The sequence below is a fragment of the Virgibacillus sp. MSJ-26 genome (assembly GCF_018918075.1).
Lineage (GTDB): Bacteria > Bacillota > Bacilli > Bacillales > Amphibacillaceae > MSJ-26.
This window is the reverse complement of record NZ_JAHLPW010000004.1, coordinates 1-16,189: the sequence shown is the minus strand read 5'-3', so window position 1 is coordinate 16,189 and position 16,189 is coordinate 1. Positions and strand designations below refer to the sequence as shown.

Here is a 16,189-nt window from a genome sequence, read left to right as displayed (position 1 = left end):
AGATGGATTTATTGATTACTAATATTGGTCAGTTGGTGCCAATGGAGAACGCAGGACCTGTAAAAGGCCGACACATGAATAATTTGACTGTACATGAAAACGCAGCATTAGGTATTAAAGATAAAAAGGTTGCCTGGATGGGGACAGCAGCTGAGGCTGAAAAAATCAACCGGAAGAAAACGATTGATGCAGGTGGTCGGCTTGTAACACCAGGGCTCGTTGAAGCGCATACTCATCTTGTATTTGGGGGGGCACGAGAAAAAGAAATGGCTTTAAAACAACAGGGGGTTGATTACCTCGATATTTTAAAACAAGGTGGAGGTATTTTATCAACAGTACGTGCAACTAAAAAAGCTTCGTTTGATGAGTTGCTGGAGCGCGCTTTGTTCCATCTAGACCGGATGGCAATGTATGGTATTACAACTGTTGAAGCGAAAAGTGGCTATGGACTTGACAGAGAAACGGAAATGAAACAGCTGAAAGTGGTTAAAGAAGCAGCAAAAAAACACCCACTTGATCTTGTATCGACTTTTCTAGGCGCTCACGCTATTCCAGAAGAACATGAACATGACCCTGATGCTTTTTTAGATGAGATGAGCGATATGTTTGATGAGATAAAGGAAGATAATCTAGCGGAATTTGTTGATATATTTACCGAAGCGAATGTTTTTTCGGTGGAACAATCTCGACAATTTTTACAAAAAGCAAAAGATAAAGGCTTTCAAGTGAAGCTTCATGCTGATGAAATTGAACCTTTGGGCGGCACAGATCTCGCCGTTGAACTGGGCGCCATTAGTGGCGACCATCTGGCCGTGGCGACAGACGAGGGTATCCGGAAATTAGCGGAGTCAGATACGATTGGTGTTATTTTACCAGGGACTATTTTTTATCTAGGGACAGGGACATATGCTAGAGCACGGGAAATGATAGATGCTGGGGCGGCAATTGCTGTGTCGACTGACTTTAATCCAGGTAGCTCAGTGACTGAAAATTTACAACTCATTATGTCACTCTCTGCTTTACGATTAAACATGTCACCTGAAGAAATTTGGCATGCGGTCACTGTTAATGCCGCTCATGCGATTAATCGAGGGCATGCAGCTGGATCACTTGCCATTGGTAGGCAAGCAGACGTAGTGATTTGGGATGCACCAAACTATATGTATATCCCGTATCATTATGGGGTGAATCATGTGAATACCGTCATAAAAAATGGATCTGTGTTGTATGAAAGGAAGCTGAATCATCATGGATAATATTAGACATTTAAAACCTGCTGGAAAAGCTATCTTTGAAGATAGGCATACTAAAAAAGCTAAAGAATTATTAACAGAATGGTCGGAGGGAGCGAAAGGGGAGTTTGGACTTGTTGGACTTCCACTTTCTAAACCATCGATTAGTCATTCGGGTGCTTCATTGGCACCCGGAGCCATTCGCTCATCACTTCAAAGTTACTCAACCTATTCAAATGAAGAGGGTTTTGATCTTACTGCTCCTATTTTAGATTTTGGCGATTTAAACATGAGCCCGACTGATGTTTTAGGAAATCAAGAGCGATTGTATGAAGGAATGTCCGATATTTACCAGACAAAGGCTTCAACAAACTGGTTTATATTAGGCGGGGATCATTCTATTAGCTATTCCTCAATTAAAGCTTATGCTGAACATTACTCGTCTTTCGGTGTGATCCAGTTTGATGCCCACCATGATTTAAGAAATACAGAAGATGGCGGCCCGACAAATGGCACACCATTTCGAAGACTCTTGGAAGACGATATTTTGAAAGGTGAAAATCTCGTTCAAATTGGTATTCGAGATTTTACTAACGCTAAAGCTTACGATGATTATGCTAAAGAACAGGGAGTTACAGTGTATACGATGGGAGATGTAAACGAACAATCTCTTACCTCTATTTTGAATAAAGAAGTACAAAATTTAGCCGAAAAAGTGGATCATATTTATATTTCACTTGATATGGATGTGCTCGACCAAGCGTTTGCTCCTGGTTGTCCAGCAATTGGGCCAGGTGGAATGGATAGTACCTCTTTATTAGAAGGAATCCATTTTATGGCTAGACACGAAAAAGTAAATGCCTTGGACATAGTTGAAATAGACCCTACGATAGACTTTCGAAATATGACAAGTCGAGTCGCAGCCTATACTATGCTTCAATTTATGAAAGGGAAAAAATAATTAAAATCGACTGATTAATAAGCATAGCAAAAGCCCATCTAGGGAACTCTTAAGATGGGCTTTTTAATGAATGTTTTAAAATTAATTTCAACCTTACAGAGCGAATTGGGCATCTACCTTGATAAAATAAGTTTATCAAGAGTGGAATTAATATTAATTACTGCACATTATATATAAACTGCGACACAGTGAAAATTATTTACGTGGTTCTTTTAATCTAGCTAATTGAGTGCGTACACCTCGCTTCGGCAGAATACTCGCTTAGCGTTTTTTCCGCAGCGTTCGGATTATAGCTTTCTTTAACATAAGGGGAAAAGACTCTTCATTGAAACTACGTCGCAGTTTATATCTTATATGTAATAACCAAACATTATCCAATAAATAATTGTAGTCATGGGAATTTTGTGAAATAATAGCAAATAGATAAATATTTCAATTATATTCTTTATGGAGGTTTAATGATGGTCAACCAACAGATGCAAGATAAATACGCTGAATTAGCTTTGAAAACGGGAGTTAACTTACAAAAAGGGCAAGCGTTGATGATTAATGCACCTATTGAAGGTGCAGAGTTTACGAAGAAAGTTGTTCGAAAGGCATATGAAATGGGAGCGAAAGATGTACATATAAATTGGGTGGACGATGAATTGACCTTATTAAAATATGAAAATGCCCCCGAAGAAGTCATAGCTAACTATCCTGAATGGAAAGTGAAATTACATGACTATTATGCAGAAGATGGTGCGGCAGTGTTATCTATACGCTCAACGAACCCTGACTTACTTAAAAATATTGATCCGTCACTGGTTGCTAAAGCTAACCGAGCCGCTGCAAAAGCAATGGTTAATTTCCGTAAACATACAATGAACGATAAAATTACATGGTCGATTATCTCTATTCCGACAGGTGATTGGGCACAAAAGATTTTCCCAGACAAGTCACGTGAAGATGCGATGGAAAGTTTATGGGATGCGATTGTTAAAATTGTTCGTGTTGATCAAGATAATCCCGTAGCAGCTTGGGGTAAGCACAATAAAACATTAGAAACAGCACGTGAAATTTTGAATGAGAAGAGTTACAAAAAGCTAATCTTTAAAGCTCCGGGTACCGACTTAGAAATTGAACTTCCTGAAGGACATATCTGGAAAGGTGGTTCAGCTGTTTCTGAAAATGGGATTACGTTTAATCCGAATATGCCAACAGAAGAAGTGTTCACCTTACCACATAAATATGGTGTCACTGGAACGGTGGCGAGCACAAAACCTTTAAATTATGGTGGTAGCCTAATTGACGACTTTAGCTTAACGTTTAAAGACGGAAAAGTCGTTGATTATAAAGCCGCTCAAGGTGAAGGAACCTTGAAGCATTTACTTGATACTGATGAAGGGGCCACTCGACTTGGTGAGGTTGCACTTGTCCCACATGAGTCACCTGTTTCTCAGTCGGGTCTGATTTTTTATAATACACTATTTGATGAAAATGCATCTTGCCATATTGCGCTTGGTAAGGCTTATCCGACCAATCTTAAGGGTGGCTCTGAAATGAACGAGGAAGAGCTTGATAAACATGGCGTAAACGATAGCCTTACTCATGTTGATTTTATGATTGGATCCGAAAAGTTGGATATCGATGGTGTTAAAGAAGATGGTACGACCGAAGCTGTTTTCCGTAATGGAACATGGGCAATGGATGTTAAAGGAAAATAAGCGTGACTTTTATTGTTGATGATGTTTTAAGCGGCTTTAACTCTGCATTTTATAGAGCTAAAGCCGCTTAATTTTTCCTGATTCTGATAAATGTTTTTACTTTTTTTACAACAGGTCTTACATTCCCCATCGCACAATCGAGGTTTATTTTCCTGTTTTAGCTCTTACTAGCACCGACCGGTCACATAACATAACTAAGTTTATCTTTCCGTTCGAACACTCGTCGTTATCTTACCTACATCAGTCCATTTTTAACAAGGACTGCTTTTATCTTCGTGTAGTTATAATCCTCTGGAAGGGCTTCTCGTAACGGTTTGAGTTTTGGTACATCAATTTCTTCACGCGCCTTTAAAATATTTACTTCTTCATCATCATTAAAAAAGATATTCCAAGAGATGGGATGTCCACCTTTGAATGCTTTGAAAATATGACTCTCAATTGTTTGTTGAGAAAAATCTCGCATAGCTGCAATTTCTTTAATAGATTTTTCTGATTGGAAAAGGTGATAGCTGATCATATGACTTGGCCGATCATCTTTTGTCCGTTTCGGTTTGGCAACTGGACTCTCACTAGAAATTTGAATGCGCTTTTTAGCATCTGGATTCTCATTTCGCCAAGTTTGAATCGCCTCTAAAAACTTATCACCATATTGTTCATACTTTTTCTCGCCAATTCCTTTAATTTCTAGCATATCTTCTCTTGTTCCAGGAAAATAGCGGCTCAGTTCCTTTAAAGTCACATCTGAAAATAAAACATAAGGAGGCACGTTTTTTTCATCTGCTAATCTTTTTCTGAGGGCGCGTAAGCTTTCAAACAAATCCTCGTGATAGTCAATTTCTGTTTGAGTTGGCACTTTAGGAGTGAACATCCATACTTTTCGTTTACCTTTTAGTACTTCAACCGAATTATGATTCAGTTTTAAGGTGGGATATTTTCCTTCTTCTGTTGCAAGCACTTGTTCAGCAATTAAAAAATTGATCCATTCTGTCAGTTCACGTTCGGTATAGGCGGAAAGTAAACCATAGGTGGAAATACTATTCAATTTGAACTCGCGAATTTTTTTATCATTTGAACCGCGTAACACTTTCGCGGTCATGCCAACTCCAAAACGTTCTCCCATTCTCTTAACACATGACAGAATCATTTGTGCTTCTTCGGTCATATCTGTTTTTTCTTGTCGATCCACACAGTTGCTGCAGTGGCCACAGATTTCTTTTGTGGTTGTATTATTGAAATAATTAAGGATGAAGCTGGTAAGGCAGCTGTGTGTATGACAATAATTAATCATTGCTTGTAGTTTGCTGTATTCACTCTGCTTTGCTTTATCATCCATAAGTGATTGTTCAATAAGGAATTTTTGCAGTTGGATGTCTTGGGGTGAAAAGAGCAAAATACAGTCACTTGGTTCACCATCTCGTCCCGCTCTTCCCGCTTCTTGATAATAAGATTCAATGTTCATCGGCATAGCGTAATGGATCACGAAGCGTACATTCGATTTATCAATCCCCATTCCAAAAGCGTTCGTTGCAATCATAATATTTTTTTCATCATGAATAAACGCGGCTTGAGCTTGTTTACGTTCATCTTCAGATAACCCAGCGTGATACTTTTCTACCTTGGATCCCTTTAACTTCAATTGTTCATACAAACGATCGGCTTGTTTTCTGGTAGCGGTATAAATGATACCTGATTCGGACGCATGTTCTTTTAAAAATGAGTGAATATAGGCAGCCTTATCACGACCTTTAACTAAATGAAATGATAAGTTATCGCGCTTAAATCCCGTATTAACGACATCCTCACTTGAAATGCTTAATAGAGATTGAATGTCAAAAATGACTTCTTCTGTAGCCGTTGCTGTTAAAGCGACAAATACAGGAATATTATTTAGTCGTCTTAAATTTGGAACGATTGAGCGATAGCTTGGTCGAAAATCATGCCCCCACTGGGAAATACAATGTGCTTCGTCGAAAGCGACTAAAGAAATGGAAAGTCCTCGAACAGCATTTACAAATAAAGTTGATTCAAAACGTTCCGGAGCTACATAAACAAATTTATAATTCCCTAAAGCCATTTCTTGAAGCCGGGTTTGTTGTTCGGCCTGAGAAAGAGAACTGTTGATGAATGTAGCTGGAATACCGAGGGATAGCAGTGCATCGACTTGATCTTTCATAAGAGAGATAAGCGGAGAGATAATAATTGCGGTCCCTTCAAGGGATAGGCCAGGTATTTGATAACATAATGATTTTCCGCCACCTGTTGGCATGACGGCCAAGGTGTTTTTTCTATGTATAACATGGTCGATGACTTCTCTTTGACCTGGTCGAAATGATTCATAACCAAAATAAGTTTGTAGGATTTTTTCTTCTTGAGCAATCATTCCCATCCTCCTTTATGTGTATATCCTACCATAACTTATATCAGTAAGTGAGAAAAGTATATTTTTTAGCAAAGAAAATATATTTGTGCTTAGTTTTTGTAAAAAAACTAACAAAAAAGCTGGAAAACAGGATGAAAAAATCCGAGCAACGATTGAAAATCACCGTTCGGATTTATTGTTTTTTTATCAAGCAGCTCCATGCTTAGAATCTTTTGATTTAGTAGACAGTTGTCCAATCATTATTCCAAGCAGCCCACCAATAATAGCAGGGATTAACCAGCCTAGGCCTATTTCCAAAAATGGAATCACTTCCATATAGGGTGTAATGCCAGGCATTTCCAAACCAAATTCCGTCAGTCCATCATAAAGGCTGATAAAGAATGTAAAGAAGATTGCTCCTCGGTAAAAAGCTTTTCGCTGAGGAATGAATCTACTAATAAACGGTAGAATAATCAACACAATAGCGATGGGGTATATAAACACTAAGACAGGAACAGAATAACTTATAATTGTTTCGAGTCCCTGATTTGAAATAATGAAGCTCCCAGCCGTAACAATTAATGCGATTGATTTGTATGAGAAAGGTGTCACCTTTTCAAAAAATTGGCCCGCGGCGACAACTAGTCCAACGCAAGTGGTAAAACATGCTAGGGCAACGATAATACCTAATAAAAGGGCACCAAAACTACCAAACATATTATTTGCGGCAGCTGATAGAATTTCACCGCCATTCGTGTAATCACCATGACTGGCCATTTTAGAACCAATCCATCCTAGTGCCGAATAGACAATAATTAAGCCGATTGCTGTAATGACGCCTGCTTTACCGGTCGCTTTGACGAGTCCTTTTTGAGTCATCACACCTCTTTCTTTAAAGGCATTCACTACAACAATACCGAAAGCTAAAGCAGCAATGGCGTCCATCGTTAAGTAGCCTTCAATAAACCCGGTGAAAAAAGGAGCAGATGTATAACCATCAATGGGAGCCATCTGTGTCCCGCTAAGTAAAAATAAAGCACCTATGATTAACCCCAATATAGCAAGCAGTAGAATGGGAGTCAGCATTTGTCCGATTAAATCAACAATCTTACTAGGATTGAGGCTTACTAAACCAACGAGCACAAAAAAGATAATTGTAAAGATTAATAGAACAACAGCCGAGACGTCAGTAAATGGAACGATACTCATTTCATAGGCAACTGTTGCAGCTCTCGGAATTCCGAAAAAGGGGCCGATGGCAAGATAAACAATTGATGTGAAAATGAGGCCAAAAGTAGGGTGAACGACATTCGCCAGCTCTCTTGCGTCATCTTTCACAAATGAAATAGCCATGACGGCAAGAACAGGTAGACCAACTCCTGTTATCAGGAAGCCACCAATAGCTCCCCAATAAGATGTTCCAGATTCAATGCCGAGTGTAGGTGGATAGATTAAATTTCCTGCTCCAAAAAACAGTGCAAAAAGCATAAAGCCAACTATAAATGTGTTTTTATTCATAAGAACTCCTCGTAATACTTTATGTTTTTAGAATATACAGCTAATAAAAAGCGCAATTAACAAAACTTTTCAGAATTCAAGGTAATTTTACAAGTGATTGTCGAACTTTGTCAATGGAAAGGTTTTCAAATAAAAACAAGATCCCTTTAAGGTTAAAAAGTAAAATAAATTTCTTTGGGGAATGTTGATACCATCACCTTTATTGAGGTCAGACTAATATAAATATAAAATAACGGTTTACTTTTATAGCAATCCACTATAAACTGTTCTTTATATTTGAGTAAGAGTGTCGCTTTACTCGTCAAAAATAGGTGAACAGGAGGGAGAAATATGATCCCATCCATATTATTTGAGATTATGTTAATAGGTATTTTAGGTATCGGGTCTCAATGGGTAGCGTGGCGTTATCGTATGCCTGCTATTGTGATTATGTCTGCTACTGGGTTATTAGTCGGGCCTATTCTTGGTCTAATCAATCCAGAGCAAAGTTTTGGTGATCTATATGATCCGATTATCTCAATTGCGGTAGCTATAATTCTTTTTGAAGGAAGCTTAAGTCTTAACTTTAAGGAATTAAGAGGACTTGGTAAACCATTAGTCCGTATTTCCACCATTGGGGCTTTTATTGCCTGGATTCTTGGTTCTTTAACGGCCCATTATATTGCAGGGTTAGCTTGGGCAACTGCATTTGTTATCGGTGGATTATTTATCGTTACTGGTCCAACTGTCATCATGCCGTTGCTTAGACAGTCTAAACTGAAACCACGCCCCGCGAAAATCCTAAAATGGGAGGGTATCGTTGTTGATCCAATTGGAGCATTGCTCGCAGTATTTGCTTTTGAAATCATAACATTTTTAACTGCTAATGAGCCAGATGCCATGAGACTATTAATGTTCTTTGGAGTGTCCATTTTCTCTGCTGCCCTTGGTTGGCTTTGCGGACGGGGGATTGGCTGGATGTTTGAAACAGGGCATGTTCCCGAATTTTTGAAATCTCCCGCTGTGTTTACAGTAGTTATTCTCTGCTTTACGATTCCGGATGAAATCATTCAATCAACAGGATTACTATCAGTCACTGCGATGGGAATCACACTTGCAAATATGGGAATTAGTTCTGTTGCCGATATGAGGCATTTTAAGGAAAATATTTCGATTCTCCTCATTTCAGCAATTTTCATCATGCTTACAGCATCTTTAAAAATTGAGACGATCTTACAAATTTTCAGTCCGAATATTATTGGTTATGTACTTTTAATGATGTTTGCAGTACGACCATTATCTATATTCCTATCAACAATAGGTACGAATCTATCCTTAAATGAAAAAGTTTTAGTTGGTTGGATTGCACCAAGGGGAATTGTCGCGTTAACGGTGTCAGGCTATTTCGCAACGATTCTTGCAGAAGAGGGCTACCAAGGTGCTTCCATTTTAACAACCCTTACGTTTGCACTTGTAATATTCACGGTGGTGGCGCATGGGTTCTCAATTCGTGGATTAGCTAAGAAGTTAAACTTATCAATGGAAGGAAAGCCGGGTACTTTGATTGTAGGAAGCAATATTTTTACAGTTCAATTAGCTAAATCACTTGATAAGGCTAAAGCACCGGTCATTATTGTTGATAATAACTGGGAGCGACTGCGTATCGCTCGTGAAGCAGGTGTACCATTTTATCATGGCGACATGCTTTCAGAACAAACTGAATATAATTTGGATACCATCCCATATGAATATTTAATTGCTGCAACAGACAGTAATTCATATAATGCTCTTGTTTGTACAACGTTCATGCCAGAATATGGTCGTGCAAATGTATTTAAAATTAGTCCATTTGACGATGATGGCAAGCCGAAAGACATGGTATCCCAAGTTGGTGGACGAATTCTATTTGATAAACGATTTACAATGGAAGATCTAACGGATAAGATAAGGCAAAAATATATATTCAGGCAAACAACAATCACCGAGCAATTTTCATATGCTCGCTACGTTGAAGAAAAAGACAACTCAACTGTTTTCTTATATTTAATTAAGCCTTCTGGTCAGATAAAATTTTATTCCGAAGAAATGCGTACAGTACCAGGAGCCGGAGACAGGATTGTTAGCTTAACACCGCCTATTAAAGAACAAGAAAAAATCGAACAAAAACTAAAAAGCCAGCGCATAAATGGAAAACCTAATCTAAATACACGAAACTAATTATTGAAATCTAAAAGCAGTGAGGCATATTTTACTCACTGCTTTTAGATTATGTAGGAAACTATAACATTAAAACATCTGTGGATAACTTTATGCTGCAATTGGCCACGTCCAGTGCGAGGCGCCCAGCAACTATCAAGTTTCGAATGCCTTCCTACGATAAGTCGACTTTGAATCGCTCCGCTCTTCAAGTCTCCTTTATCTCGTCAGGCCTTCTTCAACTTGTACGTTGCTAACCGGGCGTCCCGCGCTTTTGTTCGTCCAGTGCGAGGCGCCCAGCAACTATCAAGTTTCGAATGCCTTCCTACGATAAGTCGACTTTGAATCGCTCCGCTCTTCAAGTCTCCTTTATCTCGTCAGGCCTTCTCCAGCTTGTACGTTGCTAACCGGGCGCCATGCGCTTTTGTTCTTATTCATCAAATTTATCTAATTCCTCATTCACATCAGCAATTTCTTTTTCAAGACGTATCAACTGCTCTTCCGCCGACGACACACGTCCACGGACATACTCTAATTTATCCATATCACTTTGTATGCGTACATAATCGGATTTTAATTCAATTAATTTAGATTCAAGTTCCTTCTTTTCATCGTTCATATATGATCACTCCTTAAAGACAGTCTAGCGAAAAAAGTATTCTGAAACAATTATAAGTTCCTAAATTAACGCATCCTCATCATTAGATTTAGAATCCCGATAGGTTCCATAAAAATGAACAATAATTGTCTTTATGACTGAATAAAACGGCACCGCAAATAAAATACCAATAAATCCAGCAATACTACCAGCCGCTAAAATAACCGTAATAATGGTTAACGGATGCATATTTAATGCGCGACCCATGACATTTGGGGAGATTAGATTACTCTCAACTTGTTGACCAATCAGCGTGACAATCGCCACCCAAATAATCATCATCGGGTCTTGGAATGCGCCCACAATAAGGGCTGGGATGACGGCTATGAAAGGACCAATGAATGGGACGACATTCATCATCATCGCAAACAAGCCAAGCGTTAATGAGTAATTAAGCCCGATGGCCAGATAACCAATAAAAAGCAACACCCCTAGAATAAAGCTAACGATCAGTTGCCCTTGGATGAACGAAGCTAATGTATGGTCAATCTTGCTTAAAAGGCTCCGAATATTTTCGGCTTTTTTCTTTTCAAAAATACGAGTGATAAAAGGGAGAAATTTTTCCCCATCTTTTAACATGAAAAATAAGAAAAAAGGTACAAGAATTAAAGATGTAACAAAACTGATTAATCCACCAATAAAATCAAAAATATAATTGAAGATATTTTCAATATACGTTTGTAAATTATTCGTCACATGTGTAATAGTATCATTGATTTCCTTTGGTATCGTTGTTTGGTTAGCTTGCCAGTAACTAATTAAATCTTGCGCCCAGTCTACCATTTTAGGAATATTGTTCATCAGATTCATAAATTGATATTGTGCAATCGGAGCAATATATCTAACGATAATGAGACCTACAAAAAGAATTAGAATAAATATTATGATAATCGCAATTGTACGGTGCACTTTGAATCTTTCAAGGAACGACAAAATAGGCCGTGTTAAATAATACAGAATGCCTGCAGCAATAAAGGGAAAAGCTACTGCGCCTATGTATTTAAACATCGGATCGAAAATAAAGTCTGTTACTGAAATCAGCCAGATTAATAGAAAAAGCATAATGAGAAAGGTGAGAAACTGAAACCAACGTTTATTAACCAACACTATCACAACCTACCTTTATATTATATGTATATATTACCGATTAAACTAAGGAAGTGAAAGTAAAGACACATCTCCTACTATATTTAACAATAATGGTTGAAATTAAACCGCAAAAAACTATTTTCATAGAAAAATAGTGTAAAGCGAATGTGGAGTGAGTAGGAGAAGTGTTCAAACGCTTAATCACTCCAAAAAAGTCAAAATAATGTTCAATTAAGCGGTTATAGGGTATATTGGCGGTGAGTCATTGGGTAGGAGTTGAGGCAATGCTTTATAAGTATGTCCTAGTTTTTATTGGTGCAGCTATTCCGTGGATTGAAGTGCTCGCTGTTGTGCCACTCGGTATTATTTGGGGTCTATCTCCAGCCATTGTCATGATTACAGCGTTTATTGGTAATATGGTTACACTGATTCCTGTCGTCATTGCATTTGACAGATTAAAATTGTGGTACGTTCGTCGTCGCCAAAAGCAAGATAAACCATCCAAGAAAAGCGTGCGTGCCGTCAAACTTTTTCAGAAATATGGAGTGATTGGACTTGCCTTTCTCGGTCCAATTTTGCTGGGGACTCATATTGCTGCTTTCATAGGTATGGCAATGGGTGCGAGAAGGCAGAATATGATTTTATGGATGGGCATTAGTATTGCCATATGGGTGTTTGCTGTTGGTTTATTAACTTCCTTAGGATTTAATCTGTTTGTTTAAATCGGACAATTTGAAGATCCCATTAAATTGGGACTAAGTTCATTTTAGAGTACAACTAAATAGAAAAAAGCCTAGACTTATGTTAAAATTTGAGCATATATATAATATGCTGAGGTGAACCTCATTATGACTAATTGGAAAAGCGCTTACGAACAATGGCTTCATTATAATAAACTTGATGATTCTTTGAAGGAAGAATTAAACCAACTTAAAAATAAAGAAGAAGAATTAGAGGATGCCTTTTATCAGGATTTATCATTTGGAACTGGTGGAATGAGAGGCATCATGGGGCCAGGGTCGAATCGGATGAACATTTATACAATTCGAAAGGCTGTTACTGGACTAGCGAACTACATATTGGTTAACAGTGTGAATGTAAAAGATCGTGGTGTGGTCGTAGCTTATGATACACGTTATAAATCGAGGGAATTTGCTGTTGAAGCGGCAAAAGTATTAGGGTATCACGGTATTAAAACACATGTTTTTGAATCAAAACGCCCAACACCACTTCTCTCGTTTGCTGTACGCTATTTAGGGACAGCAGCTGGTATTATGATTACAGCAAGTCATAACCCTCCTGAATATAATGGTTTTAAAGTTTATAATGAAGATGGGGGACAAATGGTTCCAGGCGAGGCTGATCAAGTCATTGCCGCAGTCGAAGAGATAGATAATCCGTTCCAAATACCAGTTATGGAAGAAAGTGAACTGGAGGATAAAGGGTTGATTGATTGGTTAGGTGCAGACATTGATAATGCCTATCTTGAGCAGCTTTCAAACATCTCTAAATTAGATTCAGATACATTTTGGCGAGAAAAGGACTTAGAAATTATCTTCACTCCTTTACATGGGACTTCCGAGAAACTTGTTATGGAAGGTTTGAAACAATTAAATTTTACTCAAGTTCACCTTGTAGAGGAACAAGCAACTGCAGATCCTGAATTCTCTACCGTGAGTTCACCGAATCCTGAAGAGCATCAAGCTTTTCAACTCGCTATTGAGCTCGGAAAAGAGAAACATGCGACTATTTTATTAGCTACCGATCCGGATTCCGACCGTTTAGGCGTGGCTGTTTTTGATAAACAAACGGAAGAATATAAAGTGTTGTCAGGCAACCAGCTCGGAATCTTACTGTTAAACTATATTCTTCTTCACACCGATCCATCGATTTATAAAAATGCTCGCCTTCTGAAATCCATTGTCACGACGGAGATGGGGCGAACTGTGGCAAAATCGTATGGTGTTCAAACGATTGATACACTTACAGGATTTAAATATATTGGTGAAAAAATTCATGAATTTGATACGACAGGCGAAACGTTTGTTTTTGGATTTGAAGAAAGTTATGGTTATTTGATAAGTAGTTTTGCACGTGATAAAGATGCTGTACAAGCTGCAGTGATGGCATGCGAGATGGCTTACTATTGGGAACAAAAAGGTAAAACGTTGCTTGAAGCATTAGATCTTTTATATGAACAACATGGGTATTATCAAGAGGGAATGACATCAATAACGTTGCAAGGTAAAGAGGGATCCGAAAAAATTGCTAAAATGATGGAGACCCATCGAAATGAGAAAATAACAACGATTGGTGGCCTCAGTGTTGTTCAAGTTGAAGATTATCTTGCAAGTGAGCATATTAATCTAGCAACAAATGAACGTAAATCAATAGAACTTCCGAAAGAAAATGTTTTGAAATTTTTGCTTGAGAATGATAGCTGGGTTTGCTTAAGACCTTCAGGTACAGAGCCGAAAATAAAATGTTATTATGGCGTCCGGGAAGATAGCCAGGAAAAAAGTGATACTCGACTTAAAACTTTGAAAAATGACATGGAAAGTCGGTTGCAGACAATCATTGATGCAAATTAGTGGAAATGCATCAATGATAAGGCATTGATTATACGATACACGATATCAATTCTTTCCTTTTGAGGAAAACATATGCTAATGTCATAGAATTGTTTATCAAAAAATGTTGACATTTATCTCAATACATTGTTTAATTAAATTACATTCCTAAAGGGGAGTAGCTGGACAATTTAAGTCGTCAATACGAGAGAATATATCTCCGGCTTAAGTTGGCAACGGATAATGTTGTTTGCGAGACCTTTACCATTATTTGGTAAGGGTCTTTTTGTCTTTTTTTAATTGGAATGGTCCTTACTTTTTAATGGGGTGGGACCATTTTTGTATTTTAAAAGGAGATTAGTTCAATGGAAGCAACATTATTACTTGAATATTTATGGGTATTAGTTATTTTAATAGGATTAGAAGGTTTGCTGGCGGCTGATAATGCACTCGTATTAGCAATTATGGTTAAACATTTGCCTCATTTGGAGAGGAGAAAGGCTCTATTTTATGGATTACTTGGAGCATTTGTCCTGCGTTTCGGTTCCTTATTCGTTATATCTTTTCTGGTAGACGTATGGTACGTACAGGCACTTGGAGCAGGGTATTTACTATTTATTTCAATTAAGCATTTATATGATCATTATTTCAACAGGGAGCAGGAAGAAATAGACATTGCAAAAGGGAATGGAAGTGGCTTTTGGATGACCGTTTTCAAAGTGGAAATTGCTGATATGGCATTCGCAGTAGATTCTATCTTGGCTGCTGTAGCCTTGGCGGTTGCTCTTCCACCTTCAGGAATAGGACATATTGGTGGACTTGATACAGGACAATTCGCTGTTATTTTAGCCGGTGGGATGATTGGTCTAATTATCATGCGGTTTGCAGCAAATGTCTTTGTTGAATTGCTCCAAAAACGTCCAAGCCTAGAAGTGGCTGCCTTTTTAATTGTAGGTTGGGTTGGAATAAAGTTAATAATTATCACCCTTGCCCATCCAGATATCAGTTTAATCCCAGAAAGCTTTCCTCATTCTATACTATGGAAATCTACCTTTTACATTGTGTTAATCGGCATCGCTGTCGTCGGATGGTTTGCATCAAATCGTGAAGCCAGGGAAGTGAACAGTCCGAAGTAGGAATAATATTTTATCTCTATCAAGGTATAGCTAATCGGCCAGATTTCTGCTGAAAGCGGGGTTAGCCTTTGTACAAACGGGAATGTTTAAGATATAGGAGGGATTTCTATGTCAGTAAAACTTAAAAGAATTTATGAAGACGCGAGTGATGATGATGGCTTTCGAATTCTAGTTGATCGTGTGTGGCCAAGGGGTATCTCGAAAGAAAAAGCAAAATTAGATGAATGGCTTAAAGAAATTGGCCCATCAACAGACTTGAGGAAATGGTTTAATCATGACCCTGATAAATATAAAGAATTCAAGAAAAAGTATAAAGAAGAACTAAAAAGTGGCGACCAGAAGAAAGACCTTGATCAATTAAAAGAAATTGTTAAAGACAAGCCTAACAAAACAGTAACCTTGTTATATGCAGCAAAAGATGAAGAGCATAACCAAGCCCAAGTTTTGAAGGAAATAATGGATTAGAAATTATCCTTCTAAGGTTAATGGAGAAGTAAAGCGTACTGAATACCCCTAGAGTTGAAAAATCTACTCTAGGGGTTACGTAAACTACTTACTCGTACCCCCTAAGATAGGGAATCTCGATTAGGGGTTACGCAACCTACTTACTCATGCCCCCTAGGCGCGAAAGTCTGCACTAGGGGTTACCACCATGAATTTGTTATCGGGAGTGTAAACTGAACTGTGTAAGTGAGAGAGCGTACGACTCTTGCTTCGCAGTTCAGTTTTTTTATTGTAAGATAAAAATATAACGATTGGGAGGTTATTCTATTGGCCAAGTCAAA

General features: G+C 38.1%; 12 protein-coding genes. 8 read left to right on the top strand and 4 right to left on the bottom strand.

The features are described 5' to 3' along the window. Positions 1-2 precede the first annotated feature (2 nt). The 3 genes from hutI (at position 3) to KQI49_RS04015 (ending at position 3,899) form a co-directional block, all read left to right on the top strand. Positions 3-1,256 carry an imidazolonepropionase gene (hutI, locus tag KQI49_RS04025; RefSeq protein ID WP_216487063.1) on the top strand — a complete coding sequence of 418 codons (1,254 nt, stop codon included), beginning with the start codon at positions 3-5 and terminating at the stop codon, positions 1,254-1,256. Beyond that, the gene (gene hutG, locus KQI49_RS04020; protein WP_216487061.1) at positions 1,249-2,193 is read left to right on the top strand and encodes a formimidoylglutamase; all 945 of its coding nucleotides are present in this window, start codon (positions 1,249-1,251) and stop codon (positions 2,191-2,193) included. The genes hutI and hutG overlap by 8 nt, the downstream gene beginning before the upstream one ends. 461 nt (positions 2,194-2,654) lie before the next feature. Beyond that, positions 2,655-3,899: an aminopeptidase gene (locus tag KQI49_RS04015; protein ID WP_216487059.1), complete on the top strand. Its 1,245-nt coding sequence runs from the start codon at positions 2,655-2,657 to the stop codon at positions 3,897-3,899. 235 nt (positions 3,900-4,134) lie between these two features. Here KQI49_RS04015 and recQ read toward each other — a convergent pair whose 3' ends face one another. Both recQ and brnQ read right to left on the bottom strand, forming a co-directional pair. Further along, positions 4,135-6,279 (bottom strand): DNA helicase RecQ, encoded by a 2,145-nt coding sequence (gene recQ, locus KQI49_RS04010; RefSeq protein ID WP_216487057.1) that lies wholly within the window; start codon positions 6,277-6,279, stop codon positions 4,135-4,137. A gap of 186 nt (positions 6,280-6,465) precedes the next feature. Next, positions 6,466-7,776 carry a branched-chain amino acid transport system II carrier protein gene (gene brnQ, locus KQI49_RS04005; protein ID WP_216487056.1) on the bottom strand — a complete coding sequence of 437 codons (1,311 nt, stop codon included), beginning with the start codon at positions 7,774-7,776 and terminating at the stop codon, positions 6,466-6,468. A 330-nt stretch (positions 7,777-8,106) separates the two neighbouring features. Here brnQ and KQI49_RS04000 point away from each other — a divergent pair, with 330 nt between their 5' ends. Then, positions 8,107-9,972 carry a cation:proton antiporter gene (locus KQI49_RS04000; RefSeq protein WP_216487055.1) on the top strand — a complete coding sequence of 622 codons (1,866 nt, stop codon included), beginning with the start codon at positions 8,107-8,109 and terminating at the stop codon, positions 9,970-9,972. Between the two features lie 409 nt (positions 9,973-10,381). Here the strand turns inward: KQI49_RS04000 and KQI49_RS03995 are convergent, their stop codons facing one another. After that, the gene (locus tag KQI49_RS03995) at positions 10,382-10,570 is read right to left on the bottom strand and encodes an SE1832 family protein (protein ID WP_216487053.1); all 189 of its coding nucleotides are present in this window, start codon (positions 10,568-10,570) and stop codon (positions 10,382-10,384) included. A gap of 60 nt (positions 10,571-10,630) precedes the next feature. Then, positions 10,631-11,716 carry an AI-2E family transporter gene (locus KQI49_RS03990; RefSeq protein WP_371817516.1) on the bottom strand — a complete coding sequence of 362 codons (1,086 nt, stop codon included), beginning with the start codon at positions 11,714-11,716 and terminating at the stop codon, positions 10,631-10,633. Positions 11,717-11,982: 266 nt separating this feature from the next. Between KQI49_RS03990 and KQI49_RS03985 the strand changes: the two genes are divergently transcribed. The 4 genes from KQI49_RS03985 to KQI49_RS03970 all read left to right on the top strand — a co-directional run bounded on the left by KQI49_RS03985 (position 11,983) and on the right by KQI49_RS03970 (position 15,869). Next, entirely contained in the window at positions 11,983-12,420 is a 438-nt protein-coding gene (locus KQI49_RS03985) for a small multi-drug export protein (RefSeq protein WP_216487050.1), read from the top strand. Positions 12,421-12,546: 126 nt separating this feature from the next. Then, a complete protein-coding gene (locus tag KQI49_RS03980) occupies positions 12,547-14,289 on the top strand; it encodes a phospho-sugar mutase (RefSeq protein WP_216487049.1) in 1,743 nt (580 codons plus the stop codon). A 344-nt stretch (positions 14,290-14,633) separates the two neighbouring features. Then, entirely contained in the window at positions 14,634-15,404 is a 771-nt protein-coding gene (locus KQI49_RS03975) for a TerC family protein (RefSeq protein WP_216487048.1), read from the top strand. 108 nt (positions 15,405-15,512) lie between these two features. Then, entirely contained in the window at positions 15,513-15,869 is a 357-nt protein-coding gene (locus KQI49_RS03970; protein ID WP_216487047.1) for a DUF488 domain-containing protein, read from the top strand. The last annotated feature ends 320 nt before the right edge of the window (positions 15,870-16,189 follow it).